The organism is Pseudovibrio sp. WM33 (assembly GCF_001623165.1).
Taxonomy (GTDB): Bacteria; Pseudomonadota; Alphaproteobacteria; order Rhizobiales; family Stappiaceae; genus Pseudovibrio.
Genome location: NZ_LMCK01000139.1, coordinates 67753 through 93386, shown reverse-complemented (window position 1 = coordinate 93386; position 25634 = coordinate 67753). Strand labels below are relative to the sequence as shown.

Sequence of the window (25634 nt, the reverse complement as noted above, 5' to 3'; positions counted from 1 at the left end):
TCAATCGGCTCTGCCCAAAAGGGCCGGTTATCCAGCGCCAAATGGATACTAGGATATCGTAATGATAATTGAACTTGGCCACTATGCACTCATTCTGGCATTGGTAGTCGCGGCTGTTCAGTCGGTCTTTCCAGTGTGGGGTGCAGTGAATTCAGATCACCGTCTGATGGGGATGGCACCTGGCCTTGCCGTACTTATGTTCCTTTTGACTTGCGTTGCCTTCGCCGCATTGACCTGGGCATACTTGAACTCAGACTTCTCGCTTCTGAATACCTATCAGAACTCCCATAGTGACAAACCGCTGGTCTATAAGATCTCCGGTGTGTGGGGCAATCACGAAGGCTCTATCCTTCTCTGGGTGCTTATTCTGGTGCTGTTCGGTGCATTGGTTGCAGTGTTTTCACGCAACATTCCGCAGCGCCTCCGGGCTGCTACTCTTGGCGCTCAGGGCTGGGTTTCTTTTGCATTCCTGCTCTTCGTCATTGTTGCATCAAACCCGTTTACCCGTATCAGCCCTGCACCATTGCAAGGCTCGGGCCTCAACCCAATGCTGCAGGATGTCGGCTTGGCGATCCATCCGCCAATTCTTTACATTGGCTACGTTGGCTTCTCCATCGTGTTCGCGTTTGCTGCAGCTGCGCTCATTCTTGGTAAACTGGATGCCGCCTGGGCGCGTTGGGTACGTCCTTGGATCCTCGTAAGCTGGATCTTCCTGACCCTCGGCATCGCAATGGGCTCTTACTGGGCTTACTACGAGCTCGGCTGGGGTGGCTGGTGGTTCTGGGATCCGGTCGAAAACGCATCTTTTATGCCATGGCTCACTGGTACGGCTCTGCTGCACTCTGCAATCGTTATGGAACGTCGGGATGCTCTGAAGGTTTGGACTGTCTTCCTCGCACTGCTGACATTCTCCTTGTCGCTGCTGGGTACCTTCCTCGTCCGTTCTGGTGTTCTCACCTCCGTGCACGCATTCGCAGTTGATCCAGCACGTGGTCTCTTTATCCTTGCGATCCTGCTGATCTTTGTTGGTGGATCACTCACACTGTTTGCTTGGCGCGCACCATTGCTTCGTCAAGGTGGCCTGTTTGCACCAATCAGCCGCGAAGGTTCACTGGTACTGAACAACCTGTTCCTGACAACAGCTTGTGCTGCAGTGTTCGTTGGTACGCTTTACCCACTCGTTCTGGAAGCCTTCTCTGGCGACAAGATCTCCGTGGGTGCGCCATTCTTCAACCTGACATTCGGCCCAATCATGGTGCCAGTGTTGATCCTGATGCCATTTGGCCAGCTTTTGGCATGGAAGCGTGGTGATGCGTGGGGTGTCGCCCAACGATTGACCTCTGCTTTTGTGATCGCAATGCTCGCGACTGTCGGTCTGATCTGGTTCATGGGCGTTAGCACAACAAGCATTATGACAGCGCTCGGCTTCGGCTTGGCATTCTGGGCAATCTTTGGCTCCCTTTGGGAAATCATTGAACGTTCCCAGCTGTTCAAAATTGGCTTTGGTCGTTCCATGGCCCGTATCAAAGGCTTTGCACCAACCGTCTGGTCTACTGTGCTGGGCCATGCTGGTCTTGGGATTACCGTCCTGGGTATTGTGACGACAATGGCGTTTGAATCTGAACGCGTTGAAGTGATGCGTCCAGGCGATACCCTCGAACAGAACGGTTACAATGTGACCTATGAGAAGAGCTGGACTCAAAATGGTCCGAACTATCAGGAGATGGTCTCCCAGTATACTCTTCGCAAAGGTGGCAATGTTGTCGGTATCATGGAGCCATCTAAGCGCGCTTATAATGCCAGCGGAATGCCAATGAGTGAAACATCCATTGCGACCTTTGGCTTCTCGCAGGTGTACTTTGCAACGGGTGATTCTGACGAGAATGGTGGTATTGTTACCCGCATCTACTTCAAACCGCTGATCACACTGATCTGGATTGGTACTCTGCTTATGTCTTTGGGTGGCTGTATTGCACTCTTTGATCGTCGCCTGCGTGTTGGTGCTCCTGTTTCAGCCCGCAAGCGCAAAGGCGTAGCAGGCAGTGTTGCAACAGCAACCCCAACTCCGGCGGAGTAATGACCATGAAGATGAAGTTCGTACTGGTATTGATCTCTTCTATTCTTCTGGGAGCTCCAGCTGCCTATGCAGTTAACCCGGATGAAGTTTTGAAAGATCCTGTTCTGGAAGAACGTGCACGCGAAATTTCCAAGGAAGTGCGCTGCGTGGTCTGTCAAAACCAGTCCATCGACGACTCCAACGCTAAACTGGCGAAGGATCTACGCCTGTTGGTACGGGAGCGACTGGTAGAAGGGGACAGTAACAAGGAAGTCATGGACTATCTTGTTGACCGCTATGGTGAGTTTGTCCTTCTCAAACCGCGCTTTGCGTTCCACACCCTGTTTTTATGGGGCGGGGGACCTCTTGCATTGCTGCTGGGCGGCTTTTTCCTGTGGCGTACATCGCGAAAGAAAAAGCATGCGCCGCTGAAGAGCAGTACAGCGGGTGTCAAACCGCTCTCGGATGAAGAGCAAGCCGAACTCGACAAGCTCATGTCTTCTAAATAAGACTGATTGTAGAGCCTCGCAGACATGGTTTGCGGGGCTCACGTTTAATCACATCTTCTTGCAACCAATTGAATTGTAAAGGCGCCTGTAAGCGCGCACTAGATACCTGTCTCTTAATATATATTCCGAATGTGCCAGCTGCGCAGGAAATGACAGGAACAGTTCAAATGGCAAACGATCCCATTAAGTTGGAATTTGAAGGCTCTCAGGGAGCGCATCTTGCAGCGCGTCTGGACACACCAGATGGTGAACCAAAGGCCTATGCCCTGTTCGCTCATTGTTTCACTTGTTCCAAGGATCTTTCTGCAGCACGACGCATTGCATCTGCTCTAACCAAAGACGGGATTGCTGTTCTGCGCTTTGATTTTACTGGTCTCGGCAACAGCGGTGGTGATTTTGCATCCACCAACTTTTCATCCAACCTTCAGGACCTTGTTCGCGCCGCTGATTACCTGCGTGAGCATTATGAAGCACCAAAGCTGCTTGTAGGGCATTCTTTGGGTGGCGCAGCCGTCCTTGCAGCAGCCTCAGAGGTCCCCGAGGTAAAAGCAGTTGCCACAATTGGTGCACCAGCCTCAGCAGATCATGTGATTCATAACTTCGGGGCTTCCCTCGATGAGATAAAAGAAAAGGGCGAAGCAACCGTCCAGCTAGGTGAACGACCGTTTAAGATTAAACGTCAGTTTATCGAAGATCTTGAAGCGCAGGACGTTCGGTCGCGCGTTGCTGTGCTGAAAAAGGCGGTGCTGGTTCTTCATTCTCCGATTGATGCCACGGTTGGCATCGAGAATGCTGCTCAAATCTTTGAAGCAGCGAAGCATCCGAAATCATTTGTGTCTTTGGATGATGCCGATCATCTGCTGTTTAAATACAAAGATGCAGATTATGCAGCACGTGTGATTGCAGCATGGGCAAGCCGCTACACGCAGGGCTAACAAAAGCGAGGTGGGAGCAACTACGAAGTTTTCCCATCATTACAGAAGATTAATGTGGCAGATAGGTGTTTGTAAGGTTCGCTCTGGCATAGTCATTCTCAACGAAATGCAAAAGCCCCGTTTCCCCAGTTGGGCTGAGATTGACTAAATGGAGTTGAGCCAAATGAAGTTGACCAAGAACGCAAGTTCCAACGTTGTTTCCCTGTCTGCTGCAAAACCCACTTCCAAACGTCGTTCCCGTCTTCTTAATGGCACCATGGCGCTGGCAATTGCAGGTGCAATGGTTGCTCCGCTGACACTTGTTCCAGCAACTGCTCAAGCCGAGCCTGTTCGCGTAAATGCGCCGGCAATGCCAAGCTTTGTTGGTTTGGTCGAAGCCGTTCAGCCAACAGTTGTTTCCGTTCGTGTTCGCTCTGAGGTTAAAGAGAATGATCGTCTGGCGGGCATTCCTCCAATGTTCCGTGATATGCCGGATGATCATCCACTGCAGAAATTCTTCCGCGAGTTTGGTGGTCCAGGTGGTGAGCAAAAAAAGAAAGCCCCACCACGTAAGCGTTTCGATCAATCTCAAGGGTCCGGCTTCTTCATCTCTGATGATGGCTATGTGGTGACCAACGAACACGTGGTTGAAGGTGGAACTGAGTTCACAATCGTAACCAGTGAAGGCGAAGAACTGGAAGCCTCGCTGGTTGGTTCCGACAAGCGTTCTGATCTGGCTCTTCTGAAGGTGGAAAGCGAAGAAAAGTTTGAATACGTCGCCTTTACAGATGATGCTCCACTGGTTGGTGAATGGGTCGTCGCAGTTGGCAACCCATTCGGTTTGGGTGGCACTGTAACGGCTGGCATCGTCTCCGCCCGTGGTCGTGACATCGGCGCAGGCATCTATGATGATTTCCTCCAGATTGATGCTTCTGTGAACCGTGGCAACTCCGGTGGTCCTGCATTCAACGTGAAGGGTGAAGTAGTAGGCGTAAACTCCGCGATTGTGTCTCCAAGTGGTGGCAACGTGGGCATCGCATTTGCGATCCCGGCGCAGACTGCAAAAAAGATCATCTCTGACCTGAAAGAAGACGGCGCAGTAACCCGCGGTTGGCTTGGCGTTCAGATCCAGCCTGTGACCAAGGACATAGCTGAATCCCTCGGTCTGGAAAACGAAAACGGCACGCTGGTTGCGGAAGTTCAGGGCGATACTCCTGCAAAAGCTGCTGGCTTCCAGGCTGGTGACATCATCCTCAAAGTGGATGGTGAAGAAGTGAATGGCCCGCGTGAACTGGCAAAAGTCATCGCTGGATACTCACCAAATACCGAAGTGAAGATCGAATACTGGCGCAATGGCGAAATCGACACCGCGACTGTGAAGCTCGGCACCATTCCTGAAGAGAAAAAACAAGCCTCATCCAGCAAAAGCAAGGATGCGAATACCGCATTGGTAGACAGCCTAGGGCTGGAACTGGCAACTGCTGAACAGGCTGGTGTTGATGAAGAAGGCGTTGTTGTCACCAAAGTAGATCCAGATGGACCTGCTGCTGACAAAGGCCTCGCACCTGGTGCGATCATCACCGAAGTTGCTGGTGTTAAAGTTGAAACACCAACCGATGTTGCAGAACAGGTTGAAACAGCACGTGAACAAGGACGCAAGGCAGTTCTGCTGCGTGTCACCCGTGGTGAGAACACGCTCTTTGTAGCGATCCCGCTGGAAAAGGGCGAGGAATAAGCCACTTACAAGAATGCGGATCACGAGAAACGCCCCTCTCGTGATCCCTCGTCGAAACACCAAGAATACCCTCACAGGTGTTTCGGTTGTTTGAGGGGCTGATAGCAAGGGTAGCCCTCTACTTGATGTCAGTCCTAAAAACCAATGCTGGAAGAAAAGGCAGGGACCTTATCATCTGCCAACTTCACCTATAAAACTTATGCAAATGCTGACGGTTACCCCCAACAGCATTTGCTTTTTTTCGTTTCCCGTCAATGTGAGGAAACGAACAATGCCTTGCTCTGGGAAATGAAAAAATGAGAATCTTGATTATTGAAGATGATCGGGAAGCGGCAGACTATCTGCTCAAAGCACTGAAAGAAGCAGGGCACTCTCCTGATCACGCAGACAATGGCGAAGACGGACTTGAGCTGGCAATCTCCAACACGTGGGATGTGCTCGTCGTTGATCGCATGCTGCCAAAACGCGATGGCCTCTCCATCATCGAAACTTTGCGCGCCTCAGGTGATGAGACACCCGTATTGATCCTCTCAGCGCTCTCGCAAGTAGATGATCGCGTTACCGGTCTGCGTGCAGGTGGAGATGACTACCTCTCAAAACCCTACGCCTTTTCTGAGTTGCTCGCCCGCGTTGAAGTGCTGAGCCGCCGTAAAGCTGGTCCACAAGTGGAAACCAAGTTGCAAGTTGCTGATCTTGTTCTGGATCGCCTCGCGCACTCTGTTAACCGTGCTGGACAGGAGATAGTGCTGCAGCCCCGCGAGTTCCGCCTTCTTGAATACCTCATGAAGCATGCCGGACAGGTAGTGACACGCACCATGTTGCTGGAAAACGTCTGGGATTATCACTTTGATCCGCAGACCAACGTGATTGACGTTCACATCTCAAGGCTTCGGTCAAAGATCGACAAAGGGTTCGACTTCCCGTTGCTTCATACTGTTCGTGGTGCAGGGTATTCCATCCGTGACAGCTCTAACTAGGATCCTCTCAACCACAGCCTTCAAGCTGGCAGCAATCTACCTAACGTCGTTTACGGCGCTTTCTGTGTTTCTGTTCATCTTCATCTCGCAGAACACTGATGACCTGATGAACAAACAGGTGGTGCAGACGGTTGATGCAGAAATTCAGGGCCTTGCCGAACAATATGCACAAAACGGCATCAACGGACTCGTAGTTGGTGTGGAGCGTCGGGTCCGAAGCCCGAACTCAAATCTCTACCTCATTCTGGATTATTCCGGAAACGTCATTACAGGCAACATCGCCTACCTGCCTGAGAAAGTTCTCTCAGTGTCCGATGGCCGGATTCAGTTTGTCTCCTACACACCTCTAGGGTTTGCTGAGACGGACCAGAACAAAGCCAATGCGATCGTCCGCATCTTCGAACTGCCCGGCAACTTCAAGCTGCTGGTCGGACGTGATCTGGAAGATCAGGTCCATCTGAAAAGCTTGCTGGGTGACGCTTTGACCCTCTGGCTGGTAGGAATGGTCGTTCTTGCTGGCATCACATGGTTCTTCCTCAATCGCCGTATCCTGAAACGCATCGATAACCTTTCCATGAGCTCACGCCTGATTATGGAAGGTGATCTTGCCGGTCGTCTCGATGTGACTGGTAACGGAGATGAGTTCGACCGTTTGGCCAGCAACCTAAATGTGATGCTGGATCGTATTGAAGAGCTGATGAAGGGCCTCAAGGAAGTCTCCGACAATATTGCTCATGACCTCAAAACACCACTCACACGCATGCGTGGGCGTGTAGAAGCTGCACTGCGGCAAAACTTGAGTGAAGGTGAAGGCAGGGAATGTCTTGAAGAGACACTGGTTGAGACCGATGAGTTGATCAACACCTTTAACGCACTGCTGCGCATTGCACGTGTAGAAGCTGGTTCCACTGGAGCTGAGCTGCAATCAATCAAGCTGGGCAACATCGTCAAGGACGTGTGCGAACTCTATGAGCCCGTTGCCGAAGATGATGGTGTCGAGTTCTCTGTCTCACTGGAAGATGAGCCTGTCATCGAAGGTGATCGGGAATTATTGGCCCAAGCTCTCGCAAACTTGATAGAAAATGCTCTCAAATACGGTCGCCCAACCGAAGAGAATGTCAAACCCACAATCAAAGTCGTACTGTCTGGAAATGATGAGCAGGCTATACTCAGTATAGAAGATAATGGTGCTGGTATTGCTGCTGCTGATCGTGAGCGGGTGTGTAATCGGTTTGTTCGGCTTGATAGCTCTCGCCATGCACCGGGTTCTGGACTTGGATTGTCACTTATCAAGGCGGTGGTAACTCTCCATCATGGAGAATTGCAGCTAACATCGGCTGGGACAGCAGATGATTCTGAAAGCGATAAGCAATCTGGCCTGCGTGCCCGGATTGTTCTGCCCTTAAACAAAGGGCAAAGAGGTGAGGGAGAGGGCAACGAAGCATGGGACAAGGCTCGGAAGAAGAACGCCACCAGCTAAAAAGCAGCATTCTGAAGCGCGAACATCGTGAAGGAGCTCTTGCTCCTTTATTTGAGCGCTTGGAACGCCAGCCCATCTGTGAAGATGAAGATCTGGGTGATCGGCACCTGAAAGATCTTATTGAGAAGCTGGAACGTAAGGATCTGATTTCTGAGTTTGAGCAACTCTGTCAGGGCGCGCCTCATCTGCGCAGCTTTATCAAAGGTTTTATGGTCAATGCGCCGTTCCTACGCGAGACCATGCTGCGCGATGTTCAACGCTTCCTGCGTATTCTGAACACGCCGCCGGAAGAGACCATTGCGATCCTTCTGCAGGACTGCCTGAATGCTCGCCCTGAAAGCGAAGCAGCGCTTATGCAGTCGCTACGTCTGGCAAAACAGGAAATGGCTCTCACGGTTGCGCTGGCGGATATTGCAGGCGCATGGCAGCTGGAAAATGTAACGGGTGCTCTCACCAAGTTCGCAGATGCATCATTGACCGCCTGCCTACGTTTCTGCCTTCGCGAGCTTGAAGTCAGAGGTAAATTTATTCCGGTTGATCATGAAGAGCCAGAGAAAGAGGCTGGCTTCTTCATTCTGGCCATGGGCAAGCATGGTGCTGGTGAGCTCAATTACTCCTCTGATATCGACCTGATAGTTCTCTACGATCCTGAGCGCAGTCGCCTGATTGGTGGTGCAGAAGCGCCAGTTGAGTTCGTCCGCATCACTCGCCGTCTGGTGAAGCTCATGAACGAACGCACTGGGGACGGATATGTGTTCAGAACTGACTTGCGTTTGCGACCCGATCCAGGAGCAACGCCACTGGCAATTTCTGTTCCTGCAGCGCTGGTCTACTATGAAAGTTTGGGCCAGAATTGGGAGCGTGCCGCACTTATCAAAGCACGTCCATGTGCAGGTGATATTGAAGCGGGTGAGATCTTCCTTGAAGAGATCCGGCCATTCGTTTGGCGCAAATATCTGGACTATGCAGCCATCTCAGATGTGCACTCCATCAAACGCCAGATCCATGCTCACAAAGGCTTCAGCAAAATCACGGTTGCTGGTCATAACGTGAAGCTGGGACGAGGGGGTATTCGTGAAGTTGAGTTTTTCGCGCAGACCCAACAGCTGATCGCAGGTGGCCGCAATCCGCAACTACGTGATCGGCGAACACTGATCACACTGGAAAGACTGGCCGATTGTGGCTGGATCGACCAATCTGCTGCAGAAGATATGGAAGAAGCCTATCGCTATCTGCGTGAGGTTGAGCACCGCATTCAGATGATCAATGATGAGCAGACCCACATCCTGCCTAAGGATGAAGAAGCATTGGCACGTGTCTATCACCTTATGGGTATTCGAGACCGCTCTGAATTTGCTGACATGATCCGCTCTAAGTTTGAGTTGGTGCAAAAGCACTACTCTGGCTTGTTTGAACATGAGCCAGATCTGGCAACCAACCTTGGCAATCTGGTCTTCACAGGAGATGATGAGGACCCCAATACGCTCGAAACTCTCAGCCAGCTTGGCTTCCAAAGGCCTGTCGATGCAATCCGCACCATCCGTCAATGGCATTACGGCAGATATCCGGCAGTTCGTGCGCCAAAATCTCGTGAACGGTTGACTGAGTTCACACCAATCCTGCTGGATGCATTGGCGCGTACTGAGAATGCAGACAAAGCACTGCTCACATTTGACTCCTTCCTCTCCAAACTGCCTATGGGAGTGCAACTCTTCGGGTTGCTCAAGTCCAACCCGCATCTGTTCAACTTGCTGACGATGGTTATGGGCAACGCACCGCGTATGGCCGAAATCGTCTCCAAGCGCGTCCACGTTCTGGATGCGCTTCTCGACCCGGCATTCTTTGGTGGGGCACCTTCTGCAGAGCAGATTGAGACCGCCCTTGCTGTCACGCTCGATCAGGCAGGATACTATGAAGAAGCGCTCGACCGGGCACGTATCTTTGTACAGGAGCAACAATTCTTGCTCGGCCTGCGCTTGATCACAGGAACGATCACAGCAGCAGAATTAGGGCAGGGGCTTTCAACACTTGCAGACGCAGTGCTCTGTCAACTGCTGCCACGTGTTCAGCAAGAGTTGGAAGACGCCCACGGCAAAATTCCGGGTGCTGAACTTGCACTTGTCGCCATGGGCAAACTGGGTGGACAGGAAATCACCTGTGCTTCGGATCTGGACCTGATCCTGCTCTATGACTTCCCTGAGGATGTGGTGCAGAGTGATGGCAAGCGCCCGTTGGCCCCAAGCCAGTATTATAGTCGCCTCACACAGCGCCTTGTATCCGCGCTGACCGCGCCGACGGCAGAAGGCGTCCTCTATGAGGTCGACTTCCGTTTGCGGCCCTCAGGAAACTCTGGACCGCTTGCAACGCGTTTTGTGTCCTTCAAGGACTATCAGTCCAACGATGCCTGGACGTGGGAGCATATGGCCCTGACACGCGCTCGTGTCATTACCAGCTCAAGTCCTGAGTTCGCTCAGCAGATCGACTGTGCAGTCTCTCAGTTGTTGCAGGATAAGCGAGATATTGAAAAACTGGCCCGTGATGTCAGCGATATGCGTGCGCGCATCCAGAAAGAAAAGCCGGCAAAGAGCCCATGGCAGATCAAAGGCATTCCGGGTGGTTTGATCGACATTGAGTTTATCGCCCAGTTCTTGCAGTTGGCGCATGGTGTTGAGCACCCCGAAGTCCTGCAGGCGCGGACAGAAGATGCATTGCTTAAGGCGCGTGATTTTGGAGTTCTGAGCGAAGAGGATGCTGACACGCTCATTCCGGCGCTTCGAAACTATGAGGATCTGACACAGATCCTGAAACTCGCTCAGACTGGTCACTTCGATCCCAAAACGGCTCCGGGTGGCTTGCTTGATCTTCTTGTAAATGCAGGAGGTGAGCCAGACTTTGAACGTCTGACCATCTACATGCAGGAACAACAGATCATGGTCCGCAGAACCTTTGAGCATCTCATTGGCAAAGTGGAAGAAGCTGAAAAGGCCAGTTAAGACAATACCCATCGAAGATAACAGAAAAGGCCGCTGATGAAGCGGCCTTTTCTTTGAAGAATGTCTTCTTACGCTTAAGCAGCGTTCAGGTTGCTGATGCCCGTCAGGCGGCCTTTTTCGCGTCTTTTAGCCTTCAAGGGCAGCTTGATCGTAACCTCGGTGCCTGTACCAACTTCAGAAGCGATTTCCATGTAACCGCCGTGCAGCTCGCTGAGAGACCGTGCAATCGCCAGCCCAAGGCCAGAACCTTTGTGTGTCTTGGTGAACTGGTTTTCGACCTGAACAAACGGCTTGGCGAGACGGTCGATATCTTTCTTGGAGATGCCGATACCGTTGTCAGAGATCTTGAGTTCTGCAAAGGCACCAACCTTACGAGCAGAGACCCGAACCTCACCATTGTCTGGTGTAAACTTGATGGAATTTGCAAGCAGGTTGAGCAAGATCTGTTTAACAGCGCGGCGATCAGCCTGCAGGTGCATATGAGGAAGGTTTTCGCTGACAACCTTGATGTTTTTCTCAGCTGCTGTCGCAGAGATAATCCGGGCTGCATCCTGAACAATCTGCTGGATCTGAACATCTTCAACAGACAATTCAATCCGACCTGCTTCAATCTTAGACATATCCAGAATGTCGTTGATCACGTTCAGCAGGTAATTCCCGGAGGAATGAATGTCCTTGCAATATTCTTTGTACTTGTCAGAACCAAGATCACCAAACATGCCTTGATCCATGATCTCAGAGAAGCCGATGATCGCGTTCAGTGGTGTTCTCAGCTCGTGGGAAATGTTGGCAAGGAATTCGGATTTCGCTTGGTTTGCATCTTCCGCACGGGTCTTCTCATCCGCATATTTCTCGGTCAGTTCCACCAGCTGTTGAGCTTGTAGTTCAAGTTTCTGGCGTGACTGGCGTAAGTCAGCAATGGTTGCCATGTGACCGCGCTCAGACTCAAGCAATTTCTCTTCTTTACGTTTCAGTTCTGTAATGTCGGTGCCAACGGAAACGAAACCACCATCTTTGGTCCGGCGCTCCGATACCTGTAACCAGCGGCCACCTTCCATCTCAACCTTGTAGGAACTGCCCATATCGCTGTCGATGTGGTCGCCTTCCTCAGGCTCAGAAATAATCGGTTGGCTTGCCGAGGACATGACAGTCGCATAAGGCGTGCCCGACTGCACAACATGGTCTGGCAGCTGATGCAGCTTGCGGTAGTTGGAGTTACACATCACCAGATGGTTGTCAGCATCCCACAAGACAAAGGCCTCGGAGATGTTCTCAATCGCATCACGCAGGCGTAGATCAGCAGTACGGCTCTGCTCTGCCAAGCGCTTTTGCTCGGTCACATCCATACAGATGCCGATCAGGTGAGGCTCATTGGTGCCCGCATCAGTTTGAACTTCAGCACGAACCCGAAGCCAGACCCAGGAACCATCACTGTGACGCATGCGCCATTGACGATCCACGTTGCTCTTGCCGGTATCCAGCAGGCTCTTTGCAAGATCATAAAGATCAACGTCATCGGCATGGGTCAGGGATTGGATCTCAGCAAAGCCCATAATATCATTACGCGGATCCATGCCCAGCATCTCATAGAGCGAAGCGGACCAGAACACGCGGCCACGGGAAAGGTCCCAGTCAAACAGACCACAACGACCACGGTTGAGGGCAGCGTCAATGCGAGAGCGCGTCGCCGAGTAAATGCCATCTGCCTGTTGCGCTCGGGTTGCCTGCGCAAAATAGGCGTAGATAATGACCAGCAGCACCATGGAGGTTGCAACAAAGATCGTGACATTGGCGGAAAGTTCAGCGCGCCAAGAGGAGAAGATCGCGTCTTCTGGCTGCATGATAGCAACCATGCCAAGTTTGTTAGGTAAATGATGAACCGTTGCGCGGGTTGCGTCCTTGGTGCCCTCATTGAGCGTTAAAACGCCAGCGCGCTTTCCAAAGAATGTCATCGGCTGAGTGTCACCGAGGAAACTGGTGATCTTCAGCCCTTCCATATTGGGACGGGTTGGAGCGCTGGCAACAATGGTGCCGTTCGGATCAGTCAAAAGAATCTGGCGGCTTTGGCTGGTGGCCCGCGGGGGAAGGGCCTCAGAAAGTGCACGCTGCAAAGCAGAAGTCAGGCCGGCGGAGCCTTTTTCTTGCTCAGAAATTTCAATGCTGGCGGTCAGGGCAGTTGCAATAAGTGTAAGGTCGTCTTGAGCCTTTTGGCTGACATTCTCATAATTGTAAGCAATCTCAAGTCCGCGGAAAATAGCGGTACACGCAATGAACACGATGCAAAGAGCAGGAATAATTCTGCGCATCATTGGTTCCGTGGTTAAGAGACGTTGGTAGGCTGGTTGAGCGAGCAACTTGATATGTCCGGTCAGAGCGTCTTTTTTGCCTGTCCGTTTGGTCGAACTCAAGAGTCGTCGAGCGGTCGCGCCCCCCGCAAAGGCTCGTGCCATGAATGCCCCCATGTGTCAGATTCCGCCGCAAATAACTCGGGTTGCAATTCACCCGAATCACATTCATTTGAATCTATCCGAATCAACTTGTCCAGAGTCTCGACACAAAAAAATGGTTAACGGCAGCACTTTTTGCTGCCGTTAATTTTCATAGGACTCTCAGAGACTTCGTAGGATGCAAAGTAGACTGTCTTAGTCTAGGCAAAGTTCAACTATTTCTTTGACGTCAGTAGAGAGTTGCTGGTCTGCTTCAAGAATTCGCTTTAAAGCGGCTTCTGCCTTTACTCTGCGTTCTGCATTCATATTCTTCCAGGTGCCAAAGCTTTTGACCATTCTGGAAGCAACCTGAGGGTTAGTCTTGTCCAATTGCAACGTGATTTCAGCAAGATAATCATATCCTGAGCCATCAGCTGCATGGAAACTTCTTGTATTGCCACCCAGGAAGCCACCAATAAGCGCATAGATACGGTTTGGATTATCCCAAGAAAATGCAGAGTGTTCTGTAAGAGTACGTAGGGCGCCAATGGTGTCTTTGCTTGGTGCGCTAGCTGCAACACCCAGCCATTTATCCATGGCAAGAGCAGTACCGTTGTGGCGTTCCTCAAAGGAAGCCATCGCTTCTTGTGCTCCTGCCAGCTCGAACTTAACCAGACAGTTCAGGGCGCTGATCCGGTCAGTCATGTTATCAGCAGCGTCAAAATGCGCTTTAGCCAGAGCAGCGCTGCCTTCACCTGCACTTGCTGCTATGTAAGTCAAACAACGCAGCTTCAGTGCACGCTTCCCAGCAGATAGAGCATCCGGGTTAAACGTTGCAGGCATCTCCAATGCATCATAGATACGTTTGAAAGTATCATAGAGTGCAACGCCGATCTCTTTGGAAAACGCATCACGTGCATTGCCGATCGCATCTGTGTCGACATCTTTGCCGATTTCAAGCGCGATTGCCTGCTCGCTAGGCAACATCAGGCCAAAACCACGGAATGCATGATCAAGGTTCTCATCCGCTGCCATGTGACCGAGCGCTTCAATAAAGGCGTCCTTGCCTGTCGGCTCTGAACCATTGGTCAGCTCAATAAGCAGCTCAGTCATCAACGTCTGAGCAGCCTGCCAGCGATTGAACGGGTCGATGTCGTGGCGCATCAGGAAGATCTGATCTTCACGGGGCAAGCCTGTTTCCAATTTAACTGGAGCAGAGAACTCGCGCAGCAGGGAAGGAACTGGTCTACTGCCAATACCATGGAAGACAACGGTTTGTTTGTTGTCGCTTAGGCACAGCAAGTCGCCATCGACTTGAGCACCTTCGGCACTGGAATAGGTGAGATCGTCGCCATTCGGGCCAACCAGGCCAAAGCGAATTGGAATGAAGAATGGCTTCTTTTGGTCTTGTCCAGGTGTTGGAACATTAATCTGCTCAAGATCCAAAGTGAAAGTCTTTGCGGCCTCGTCGTAAGAGCCCTTTGCTTTCACGACTGGTGTACCGGACTGGTGGTACCACAGGCTGAAATGAGATAAATCGATCTGGGTGGCATCTTCAAAGCATTTGATGAAGTCCTCAATGGTTGAGGCATCTCCGTCATGTCGCTCGAAATAAAGGTCCATCCCTTTTCTGAAGTTGTCCGCACCAAGAATAGTCTTGATCATACGAACAAGTTCAGCGCCTTTGTCATAGACAGTCGCTGTATAGAAGTTGTTGATCTCTTTGTATTCTGTTGGGCGGACTGGATGTGAAAGTGGCCCCTGATCCTCAGGAAACTGGCGGGACTTCAAGCGGATCACATCTGCAATGCGCTTCACTGGGCGGGAACGTTCATCAGAAGAGAATTCCTGATCGCGGAATACTGTGAGGCCTTCCTTCAGGCAGAGCTGGAACCATTCGCGGCATGTGATGCGGTTGCCAGTCCAGTTGTGGAAGTATTCGTGGGCAACAACGGTCTCAATACCTTCGTAATCTGAGTCCGTAGCTGTGTCGCTATCTGCCAGAATGTATTTGTCGTTGAAGATGTTGAGGCCCTTGTTCTCCATCGCGCCCATGTTAAACGCAGAAACAGCAACAATGTTGAACACATCCAAATCGTACTCACGGCCAAACACCTTCTCGTCCCAACGCATTGAACGGATCAAGCTGTCCATGGACCAGTCTGCGCGTTCCTCATTGCCCTTTTCGACAAAGATGTTCAGATCGACTGGTGTACCGGAAGCTGTGGTGTACTTCTCTGAAATCCAGGCAAGGTCGCCGGCAACGAGCGCAAACAAATAAGCTGGCTTCGGGTGCGGGTCATGCCATACTGCAAAATGACGGTCAGTGCCTTCAATGTCACCTGTGTCCTGCGGGTTACCATTACCCAGCAAGATCGGACTAGATGCTTTGTCAGCTTCAATACGTGTGGTGAATACGGAGAGCACATCCGGGCGGTCATAGTAATAAGTGATCCGGCGGAAGCCCTCTGCCTCACACTGAGTGCAGTAGATGCCCTGAGAAAGGTAAAGTCCTTCCAGCTTGGTGTTCGTGGTTGGGTTCACCTTGGTGATAACTTCCAACTGGAAACGCTCAGCAGGTGGTGCATGAACTGTCAGCTTGTCTGCAGAGGCTTCGAAAGCGTCTGCTGCTAATGGTGCGCCATCAATAGCGGCTGAAATTAGTGTAAGCTCGTCACCAGCGAGCTCAAGTGGAGCGCCGTTTTCGGTGCCATCACGCTTGGAAATGGTGAGGGTGGAGATAACTTCGGTTGCTTCTGGTTGAAGTTTGAAGACAAGAGAAACACTCTCAATGACGTAGGGTGTCTCTGTGTAGTCTTGCAGTTTAATGAGCTGAGCTGTTTCAGATCGCATACCTGTTCTCCCAAGAAGTGTTAAAGCAGCTTGATCACCCCTTGGCGCAGCGCTTCCAAATTTTTATGTAGATCGGCGGTACCGTTGAAAACGGTTCCGGTCAAATGCAGGGAATGAAAACCTCATCACTTTTGCACCCAAAAATCAAATTATCAAGCAAGGGAAGGACTGGAAGGAGATCATGACAGATCCTCGTAAGCACTATCCCGAAAAAACAGGTAGCACTGAGCTCCTGAAACAGATCTATACAAAAAGGCTGAGGTTGCTTCCGTGACAGCTCCCCTGGAAAACATAAAAGTATTGGAACTGGCGCGCATTCTGGCAGGCCCATGGATTGGACAAACCCTCGCAGATTTGGGGGCGGATGTCATCAAGGTAGAAAGCCCGCGCGGTGACGATACCCGAACCTGGGGCCCTCCGTTTATTGAGGAGGAAGGTGGCAGCAAAAGTGCGGCCTACTTCCACGCTTGTAACCGTGGTAAACGATCCATCGCAGCCGATTTTTCGAAGCGGGAAGACCTTGAGCTGATTTATGATCTGGTACGCCAAAGTGACGTGCTGATCGAAAACTTCAAGGTTGGCGGACTGGCCAAGTTTGGCCTCGACTATGACAGTCTCAAAAAGATCAATCCAAAGCTGATCTATTGTTCCGTGACTGGTTTTGGTCAGAATGGTCCTTATGCCCACCGCGCCGGGTACGATTTCATGATCCAGGGGATGGGTGGCATTATGGATCTGACTGGTTCGCAAGGCGGCGAGCCACAAAAGGTGGGTGTTGCTTTTGCTGACATCTTCACGGGCCTATACGGTGTCATAGGGATTCAGGCAGCTCTGCGCCGCCGTGATCTGACCGGTGAAGGCGAATGGATCGATATGGCTTTGTTAGATGCTCAGGTCGGTGTTTTGGCCAATCAGGCGATGAATTACCTTAGCAGCGGCAATGTCCCTAGCCGTATGGGCAATGCTCATCCAAACATCGTTCCATATCAGGTTTTTGAAGTGAAAGATGGTCATCTCATTGTGGCGGTTGGCAACGACACCCAGTTTGCGAACTTCTGCAAGATTGTTGGGCAGGAAGAACTATCTGAGGACGGGCGCTATGCCACCAACCCGTCTCGTGTGAAGCACCGCGAAGAATTAACAGAAAAACTTCAGGCTCTCGTGCTGAACTTCAATCGGGATGAACTCCTGTCAAAAATGGAAGAACGCGGCGTTCCGGCAGGTCCGATCAATACAGTTGCTGATGTTTTGCAGGATCCGCAAATTGAACACCGGCAAATGAAGGTCAAATTGCCAACAACTTCTAAGCATCAAGGCGAGCAAACCTATGTCCGTACGCCAATTCGGTTTACTAATTCTAAGCTGAAACTGGAGAAGGGTGCACCAGCTCTCGATGAGCATAGAAATGAGATATTGAGAGAATTAGGCAAATAAGCAGTAGAATAAAGACTAGCGACGCCATGTGCAGGAAGGCAGTTTGACCCTCTGTCCGGAGAGTGGTTTAACGGGCTGGCATTCCTCACACAGGTGGGTCACGGTTTGAAGTTTTGGAATAGGATCAGGCGTAAAGCAATCGGTATACGGCGATGCTATTACAAACTGTCACTCACGTGGCTGGTAAGTCTTACTTTTGTGACTGTGGTGACCTTGTGCGGCGGCATTGTGCTGTACATGTCTGTTCATACTAACCTGAAAAACACCCGAAGCTTGATCGAAAAAGCCTCGATCAAGTCCACGGAAGCAATCAACAACGCGCTGGGGGCTTATATGACGCCAGCGTTTTCTTCTGTCTATGCAATTAAGATATATGCAGAAGAGCAACCGAATACACAAAGTGCTATATTTCGGGCGCGCCAAACCTTTCGTGGCGTATTGTTTGGTGTAAAGAGCATTGACGGATTGGTACTCTCCCTTCCTAACGAAACGTCCTGGGGATTGCGCCATGGAGCAGATCGTGAGGATCTGGTCTCTTTTCACCCTGATCAAGCCCTTTTCAACTTCTCCCGTATGCAAAGCATCGACGCGCAAACTAATCAAGATCCTTTTTGGGGAGATTTTTACGCCTCTGGTGAAAATCCTTTTGCGACAGTCACAAGTGCTATTGAGTTTGACGGCAAGACGATTGGCTATGTCTCTGCAATCATCACGATGAAAGGGGTCGGCTCGATCCTAGTCCCAACGCATGAAGATGGTGTTGGCAATCAGATCGAAGATGAAGAAGATGTTACACGTTTCATATTGACCAGCGAAAATCGGGTGCTTGCCTATTCTTCGCCAACAAGTGATTTGCAACAGCACAATCTCTTGGAACGAGTGACAGATTTTGGTGACCCTGTCCTTGCAAAGTTCGAGGGAAGTAAAGCACAACCTTTTAGTCAGCGAGCGAGGAAGAAGGGCGTGGAGCTTCATCTGATTTTTGATGGAGAAGACATGTACGTCCTCGTTTTACAAAAACTCATCTCCCCGGATGGTGAAGTGTATTACGTAGGTGAATACCAACTTGCCAACTCGCGCTACGACGAATTCACCCGCTTAATCAACTCGGTCTTTGCAGGTGTAGCTGTTGTGTTTCTGTCCGCACTTGTTGCAATTTTCTTTGCTCGCCGCTTGGCGTCTCCACTTAAAGATATCGCTGCACGTGCACAAAAGTTCGGTGCATTAGAGTTTGAACACCTTGAGCCATTGCCACGTAGCCACATCCGCGAAGTAGATCAGATCACGTCTGCTATGAATGCAAGTACCAGTGGCCTTCTGGCCATGAGCAAGTACATTCCAAAGTCACTCTATTCCAAGTTGATGGCTATGGGGATCGACCGGGCGGCCAAAGCGAAAGAAGCTGAACTGACGATCCTGTTTACGGACATCGAAGGCTTCACGTCGATCTCCGAACACAGAAGCGCTGGCGAAGTGGCTGGTCTGCTCAATGATCACTTTAAACTGCTTGTGTCTGCTGTCGAAGCTCATCAGGGTACAGTCGATAAGTTCGTCGGTGATGGCATGCTCGCATTCTGGGGTGCGCCAAACGAGATGGAAGACCATGCCCGCCGCGCAATCGCCGCTGCAGAAGATATGGTCAGCGCTATCCAGCAAGCCAATGCAGTTACACCCGAAAATGCTTTGAATGTACGGATTGCCATTCACACAGGCCCGGTAATTGTTGGCAATGTGGGGGCGGTCGAACGTTGGAATTACACCATTGTCGGCGATGCCGTGAATGTGTGCAGTCGCCTGCAAAGCCTGGGTGGCACCATCTCCTCCGTTAAAGGAGCATGTGTGGTGTTGAGCGGTGAAACTGTTGAGAAAGCGGGCCGACCCGATAATGTAACCCATCGCGGTAGCCATGACATTCGTGGCCGGAAGGGCAAAGTCGAGGTTTGGCAGCTCAACTCGACCATATGCGACGACTAATAATCCCGGCATTGTCTTCTAGTTTAATTTAAGTGTGCCACCCAACCCAACCTCATTGAAAGAAAGCCCTGTTCTAGTGTGAAAGCCGCGAAAGGTTTTCTCGCGTGCGCTAGCAACAGACCAGTGAGGAAGGGACGCACGTGAACCTGCTTGACGTCAAAGGGTTGTCGGTAGAGTTTCATGGAGACGAAGGGCATCACCAAGTTGTCCGCGATGTGTCTTTTAGTGTCCCAGAAAACAAATGCGTCGCTTTGGTTGGTGAGTCAGGGTCTGGCAAGACCGTGATCTCCAGAGCGATTATGGGGATCCTTCCTGCAAAATCTCGTATCACATCAGGACAAATTTTATTTCGGGACAATCGCAAAACCGGTGAGAAAGTAGACATTGCAAAACTGCCTCCGGCTGGTCCTGCCATGCGCGCCATTCGCGGCGATCAGATTGCAATGATTTTTCAAGAACCCATGGTCTCGCTCTCACCACTGCACACCATTGGAGATCAGATCAGCGAAGCAGCAAAGCTGCACCGCTTTGTTGGCACTAAAGAAGCCCAGGAATTGACCAAGGATATGCTGCGTCTGGTTCATTTCCCTGAGCCTGAGCGTGCAATCCGTGCCTATCCATTTGAGCTCTCTGGCGGCTTACGGCAACGCGCACTCATAGCTATGGCGATGATCTGCCGCCCCACGCTTCTTATTGCAGATGAGCCGACAACCGCGCTGGATGTCACCATTCAGGCCGAAATTCTGAAGTTGATTAAGGAAGTACAAGCTGAACTGAACATGACACTACTCATGATTACGCATGATTTTGGTGTAGTCACAAACATGGCTGATGAGGTTGTCGTGGTCTACAACGGTGAGATCATGGAAAAAGGCAGTGTTGAAGACCTGTTCCTGACCCCGCAACACCCTTATCTGAAAGCTCTGCTCCATGCGGTTCCATCGCTTTCTATGGAGCCGGATGAGCGCCTTGTTCCAATCCGCCCAATCAAACCTCGCGCGCATCATTCTGATTTGCAGCCAAGCCCGGTTGGTAAAGCTCACGCATTTCGTGGAACGCCGCTCATCGAACTAGAGGGCGTTTGTAAGAGCTTTACATTCAAGAACCTGCGCGGCAAAAAACGCAGAGGCATGACAACTGCCCTCGACAATGTATCTTTGACGGTCCGTAGAGGCGAATGCCTTGGTATCGTTGGAGAGTCTGGTTCTGGAAAAACCACAGCCGCCCTTGCTATGCTGCGTGCTTTTCCTTTGACGCGAGGCAAAATCTCCTACACCACTGAGGACGGTCCACGCGATATTCAGGGCTTCTCTGAAAAAGAGCTCTTCCAATACCGAAAGCGTGCTCAGATTATCTTTCAGGATCCGTTTTCTTCGTTAAACCCACGCCGAACACTCAACGAGATCCTACAGGAACCGCTCGTCATACACCGCATAGGTGACAGTCTCAGTCAAGGAGCGCGTATCCGGGAACTGATTGATCTTGTTGGCTTGTCGCCAAGGTATCTGCGTCGTTACCCGCATTCCTTCTCCGGAGGCCAAAGGCAACGTATTGGAATCGCGAGAGCCCTGGCGCTAAACCCGGAGTTCTTGATTTGCGATGAGCCAACATCAGCGCTTGATGTCTCCGTTCAGGCACAGATCTTGAACCTGCTCAAAGACCTCAAAGATGAGTTGGGCCTGACCTATGTTTTCGTCAGCCACAACCTTGCTGTGGTTGACTACATTTCCGATCGTGTGGCGGTCATGTGCAAGGGCAAGGTTGTGGAAGTCGGGCCAACGCGGCAGATCATAGATAATCCGATCCATCCCTATACGCGCGCACTCCTCAAAGCGGTGCCAGAACCTTCTTTGGAACACAAACTGGATTTTTCATCTCTGGCAGGAACCTCAAGCTCGGACCCGACACAATGGCCTTCGCCCTACCGGATGCGCTACACGACCGTCCCATATCTGGTTGAGATTGAGACAGACCATTGGGTATGTGCTCCAGGAATGGAAAGCATGCGCGATATTGTCGGATTGGGAGGCAGCCATATATGAGAAAACTTGGCCTCCTCACGATGGTTGTTATGTTTATCAGCCTCACAGTGCCTACGGTCTCAGGGGCTCTGGTCCTGAAGGAAACTCCGGGGATTCCACCGGGCCTGCCATCTGTCGTAGATCGTGTTCCCAAAGAACCGCTAGTGACCTACCCCGATGATATTGGCCGTGTAATCGGAGTGCAGGGTGGTGCACTACATACGCTTATTTCGCGGCCTAAAGACGTGCGCCTGATCAATGTGTGGGGTTATGCAAGGCTGGTTGGGTACAATGAAAACCTCGAGTTAAATCCAGACATTTTGGAGAGCGTAGATAATCATTATGACAAGGTCTTCACTCTAAATCTGCGTGAAGGTCATAAATGGTCTGATGGTAGTTCCTTTAATGCAGAAGATTTTCGGTTTTGGTTTGAAGATGTTGCCCTAAACGAGGAGCTGAACCCCATCGGTCTGCCGGGGTTCATGTTGGTGGATGGTGAAGGTCCCGAGTTTTCAGTTATTGATGAGACGACGGTCCGTTTTGAGTGGCATGAGCCAAATCCCCTGTTCCTGCAGGAGCTTGCAAAAGCACGCCCGCCGTTCATTTACCGGCCAGCTGCTTATATGAAGCAATTCCATGAAGAATATGGAAATCCGGAATTTATCCGGCAGATTGCCCGTATTGAGAAAGTACGTGGGTGGGCACCTCTGTTCAATCGCATGGATGACATGTACGGCGCATCCAATCCACATATCCCTACATTGCAGCCATGGGTGCCACGTAACACCTCGGGTGACCGCCGGGCAGTCATGGAGCGTAATCCGTTCTTTCACCGGGTGGACAGTGCAGGCCAGCAACTTCCTTACATCGACCGCATCATTATGGATGTGGTCGATGGAAAACTCATTCCAGCAAAAACGCTGGCAGGCGAGAGTGATCTGCAAGCGCGTGGACTAGGGTTCTCTGACATTTCCGTGCTTAAACGTGGTGAGCAAACACAGGATTATGACACGCGCCTTTGGCTCAACTCAAAAGGCTCTGAGATTTCGATCCTGCCTAACCTCAGCGTTAAAGACGCGGTGTGGCGTAAACTCATGCAAGATCGTAGATTTCGCCATGCGCTCTCGTTGGGCATTGATCGTGAACTCATAAACAAAGTGCTCTATTTTGGTTTAGGTAGAGCTGGCAACGATACGGTTCTGAACATTTCTCCGCTGTATCAGCCAGATTTTCAAACGGCTTGGGCAGAGTTTAATCCAGAGCTTGCCAACCAGTTGCTGGATGATATTGGACTGACAGATAGGCGAGGAGACGGCGTACGCTTGCTGGAAGACGGACGCCCGCTGCAACTCATTATTGAGACCACAGGCGAGAGTGCTGAACAGGATGATGCGCTGGAGCTTGTTGCAGAAACGTGGAAGGAGATCGGCGTTTCTGCTTTCATCCGCCCAAGCCAGCGCGACACGATCCGGGCCCGTGCGCTCTCTGGCGCTTTGATGATGTCTGTCTGGTCCGGTTTTGAAAACGGCGTACCAACAGCAGATATGCCGCCGATAGACTATGCTCCCACGCGCGAAGATTTTCTCTCATGGGCTCCATGGGGCAACTACTATGAGAGTGATGGACACGCAGGTGTTAAACCTGACTGGCCCCCAGCAATCCGTTTGATTGAGCTCTTTGATCAATGGCTGGTGAGCAGCAGTTTCGAAGAACGGGACATGATCTGGGAGCAAATCCTGCAGATCCACGCGGATGAAACAATCCATATTGGTTTGGTCAATGCCGTCCGGCAGCCGGTGGTTGTTATAGGGCTTTTGAATGTACCTGAAATGGGTATTTATGGGTGGGATCCAGGAGCTCAGTTCGGCATTCATCGCATGGATCTCTTCTTTTTTGAAGACCTCTTACCGGATGAAGACGATCTTCCTCATTGATTTTTTCACTTGCCTTAAGCGCGGGCTAATAGGGCTTCTCAAACCTGATTAGATTTTCTCAGAGAAAGCCAAGAGAGCTCCTTTAGACTTCTCCCACGAGTGGTGTGAGAAAAGAAAGGGAAGCGGGTGCTCAATTACATCCTGCGGCGGCTGTTGGTGATGATACCAACGCTTGCTGCCATCAGTTTCCTGATTTTCTTCATCATTGAATTGCCAGAAGGGGACTACATCTCCAACCAGATCTCCATGCTCCGCTCAACTGGAGAAAGCGCATCTATTGGCAGACTGGAATTTTTGCGCAAAGAGTTCGCTCTCGATAGGCCGTTTGTGGAGCGTTACGGCATATGGGTGGGGCTCTGGCCCGGACCCAATGGGTTTGATGGATTAATTCAGGGTAATTGGGGCTGGTCCTTTGAGTATGACCAGCCAGTCGGTGAAGTGGTTGGCCCAACATTGCCGCTTACAGTTGCGCTCAACCTTGCCACGATCCTCTTTATTTACTGCGTTGCTTTTCCCATCGGCATTTACTCTGCGACACATCAGTATTCGGTGGGGGATTACACCTTCACACTTATTGGATATCTCGGTCTCGCGACCCCTAACTTCTTGTTGGCATTGGTTTTAATGTATTTGGCCAACAGCTTGTTCGGACTGACGGTAGGGGGCATTATGGAGGAGCATTATATTGGCGAACCCATGAGCGGCGGTAAAGCCCTGTCTATTGTGGCACATCTGATTGTTCCGGTGATTGTCATCGGAACATCCGGCACAGCTGCCATGATCCGCCGATTACGTGCTAATCTGCTGGATGAAATCTATAAGCAATACGTCACAACCGCCCGTTCAAAGGGAATGCGAGAAAGCAAACTCCTCGTCAAGTATCCTCTTCGTGTTGCTCTCAACCCATTCATCGCAGATATCGGCAACCTAATTCCTTCGCTTGTATCAGGCTCAGTTATTGTCTCTGTTGTTCTCAACCTGCCTACTGTCGGTCCCGTCCTTCTTGGAGCGCTTCAATCGCAGGACCAGTTCCTTGCAGGGTTTATTCTCCTCTTCGTCTCCATCCTCACATTGATTGGCATGTTGGTCTCTGATGTCTTGCTTGGTTATCTGGATCCACGAATTCGCCTTGGAAAAGAAGGGGCGAGACAATGAGCCCGGGCGAACGTGGAGAGGACAAAGCAGAGCACTACGTCAACCCTAAGGGCTTTGATCCTAAAGATGTTGAGATTCTAACCCGAGAGCAGGAGAGGTATTATCAGGCTCCTCAATGGAAGATCATCTGGTGGAAATTCCGCAAGCACAAACTGGCAGTTCTCTCCGCGATCATCCTCTTCTTTTTCTACTTGTGCGTCCCTTTTGCCGAAATCATTGCTCCGTATCCGGTGGCAAAACGAAACGTAGACTTCCTCTTTGCCCCACCACAAGCCATCCACCTGTTCCATGAAGGCAAACTGGTAGGACCCTTTGTGTATGGCCTAAATCCTTCAGTTGATCTGGAAAATCTGAAGTGGGTCTACGAGACAGATACTACAAAAGTCCAAAAAATTCGGTTCTTCTGTAAAGGAGAACCCTACAAGTTCTGGGGGCTGTTTCCCGCGAGCTTTCACGTCATTTGCCCCGCGAAAGACGGCACGCTTTTCATCGCAGGAACGGACAGATTGGGGCGAGATCAGTACTCTGGGCTTGTCTATGGAGCACGGCTGTCTCTTACAATTGGCCTCGTTGGAGTAAGCATATCCATGGTGCTTGGCGTCTTGCTGGGCGGACTTGCTGGCTTCTTCGGTGGGTGGATCGATAGCTCAATTCAACGCGTTATAGAAATTATGCGCTCGCTGCCAGAACTCCCGCTCTGGATGGCTCTGTCTGCAGCCTTGCCGATAACATGGTCGCCGGTCTGGATTTACTTTGGCCTGACCGTCATTCTGGGTCTGCTGGACTGGCCGGGTTTGGCGCGTGCCGTCAGATCAAAATTGCTCTCGCTGCGAGAAGAAGAATATGCCAAGGCCGCGGCGCTCATGGGTGCAAGCCCTAGTCGCATTATTGTTAAACACCTGCTCCCCGGTTTTACAAGCCATCTGGTCGCTTCCGCAACTCTTTCCGTACCAGCGATGATACTTGGTGAAACGGCACTTTCTTTCTTGAATCTTGGACTGAGGAGGCCTGCTGTCTCATGGGGTGTTCTTCTCAATGAAGCTCAGAATATTTCTGTCGTTACCATTTATCCGTGGTTGATGGCGCCGGTTATTCCGATCATCATTGTCGTGCTTGCCTTCAACTTCATGGGCGACGGGCTGCGCGATGCAGCTGATCCGTATAAGTAGCTGG

General features: G+C 51.0%; 14 protein-coding genes and 1 pseudogene. 13 read left to right on the top strand and 2 right to left on the bottom strand.

Annotation, left to right across the window (positions count from 1 at the left end):
* Window positions 1-61: 61 nt before the first annotated feature.
* From PsWM33_RS24085 to PsWM33_RS24055, 7 genes and pseudogenes are all read left to right on the top strand, one after another.
* On the top strand, window positions 62-2077 hold the full coding sequence (locus PsWM33_RS24085; protein ID WP_063296292.1) for a heme lyase CcmF/NrfE family subunit: 2016 nt from the start codon (window positions 62-64) through the stop codon (window positions 2075-2077).
* Window positions 2078-2082: 5 nt separating this feature from the next.
* A complete protein-coding gene (locus tag PsWM33_RS24080; RefSeq protein WP_206599030.1) occupies window positions 2083-2565 on the top strand; it encodes a cytochrome c-type biogenesis protein in 483 nt (160 codons plus the stop codon).
* A gap of 167 nt (window positions 2566-2732) precedes the next feature.
* Window positions 2733-3488, top strand: a pseudogene (locus tag PsWM33_RS24075) (alpha/beta hydrolase family protein); the annotation flags it as partial.
* A 175-nt stretch (window positions 3489-3663) separates the two neighbouring features.
* Window positions 3664-5214: a Do family serine endopeptidase gene (locus PsWM33_RS24070; RefSeq protein WP_063301949.1), complete on the top strand. Its 1551-nt coding sequence runs from the start codon at window positions 3664-3666 to the stop codon at window positions 5212-5214.
* 296 nt (window positions 5215-5510) lie between these two features.
* Window positions 5511-6191, top strand: a complete 681-nt coding sequence (locus PsWM33_RS24065; protein WP_063301904.1) for a response regulator transcription factor — start codon at window positions 5511-5513, stop codon at window positions 6189-6191.
* Entirely contained in the window at window positions 6175-7671 is a 1497-nt protein-coding gene (locus PsWM33_RS24060) for a sensor histidine kinase (RefSeq protein WP_063301903.1), read from the top strand. Before PsWM33_RS24065 ends, PsWM33_RS24060 begins: the two co-directional genes overlap by 17 nt.
* Window positions 7635-10664 (top strand): bifunctional [glutamine synthetase] adenylyltransferase/[glutamine synthetase]-adenylyl-L-tyrosine phosphorylase, encoded by a 3030-nt coding sequence (locus PsWM33_RS24055; protein ID WP_063301902.1) that lies wholly within the window; start codon window positions 7635-7637, stop codon window positions 10662-10664. Before PsWM33_RS24060 ends, PsWM33_RS24055 begins: the two co-directional genes overlap by 37 nt.
* A gap of 74 nt (window positions 10665-10738) precedes the next feature.
* Here PsWM33_RS24055 and PsWM33_RS24050 read toward each other — a convergent pair whose 3' ends face one another.
* Together PsWM33_RS24050 and pepN are read right to left on the bottom strand one after the other, a co-directional pair.
* Entirely contained in the window at window positions 10739-13114 is a 2376-nt protein-coding gene (locus PsWM33_RS24050; protein WP_063301901.1) for a PAS domain-containing sensor histidine kinase, read from the bottom strand.
* Window positions 13115-13306: 192 nt separating this feature from the next.
* On the bottom strand, window positions 13307-15943 hold the full coding sequence (gene pepN / locus PsWM33_RS24045) for an aminopeptidase N (RefSeq protein WP_063301900.1): 2637 nt from the start codon (window positions 15941-15943) through the stop codon (window positions 13307-13309).
* Between the two features lie 270 nt (window positions 15944-16213).
* Between pepN and PsWM33_RS24040 the strand changes: the two genes are divergently transcribed.
* From PsWM33_RS24040 to PsWM33_RS24015, 6 genes are all read left to right on the top strand, one after another.
* Window positions 16214-17377 carry a CaiB/BaiF CoA transferase family protein gene (locus PsWM33_RS24040; RefSeq protein ID WP_063301899.1) on the top strand — a complete coding sequence of 388 codons (1164 nt, stop codon included), beginning with the start codon at window positions 16214-16216 and terminating at the stop codon, window positions 17375-17377.
* Window positions 17378-17614: 237 nt separating this feature from the next.
* Complete coding sequence (locus PsWM33_RS24035) at window positions 17615-19351, top strand: adenylate/guanylate cyclase domain-containing protein (RefSeq protein ID WP_208994726.1); 1737 nt, start codon at window positions 17615-17617, stop codon at window positions 19349-19351.
* 140 nt (window positions 19352-19491) lie between these two features.
* Window positions 19492-21393, top strand: a complete 1902-nt coding sequence (locus PsWM33_RS24030) for an ABC transporter ATP-binding protein (protein WP_063301897.1) — start codon at window positions 19492-19494, stop codon at window positions 21391-21393.
* Window positions 21390-23306, top strand: a complete 1917-nt coding sequence (locus PsWM33_RS24025; RefSeq protein ID WP_063301896.1) for an ABC transporter substrate-binding protein — start codon at window positions 21390-21392, stop codon at window positions 23304-23306. Before PsWM33_RS24030 ends, PsWM33_RS24025 begins: the two co-directional genes overlap by 4 nt.
* Window positions 23307-23432: 126 nt before the next feature.
* Window positions 23433-24461 carry an ABC transporter permease gene (locus PsWM33_RS24020; RefSeq protein WP_063301895.1) on the top strand — a complete coding sequence of 343 codons (1029 nt, stop codon included), beginning with the start codon at window positions 23433-23435 and terminating at the stop codon, window positions 24459-24461.
* Window positions 24458-25630, top strand: a complete 1173-nt coding sequence (locus PsWM33_RS24015; protein ID WP_063296305.1) for an ABC transporter permease — start codon at window positions 24458-24460, stop codon at window positions 25628-25630. The genes PsWM33_RS24020 and PsWM33_RS24015 overlap by 4 nt, the downstream gene beginning before the upstream one ends.
* Window positions 25631-25634: the final 4 nt, after the last annotated feature.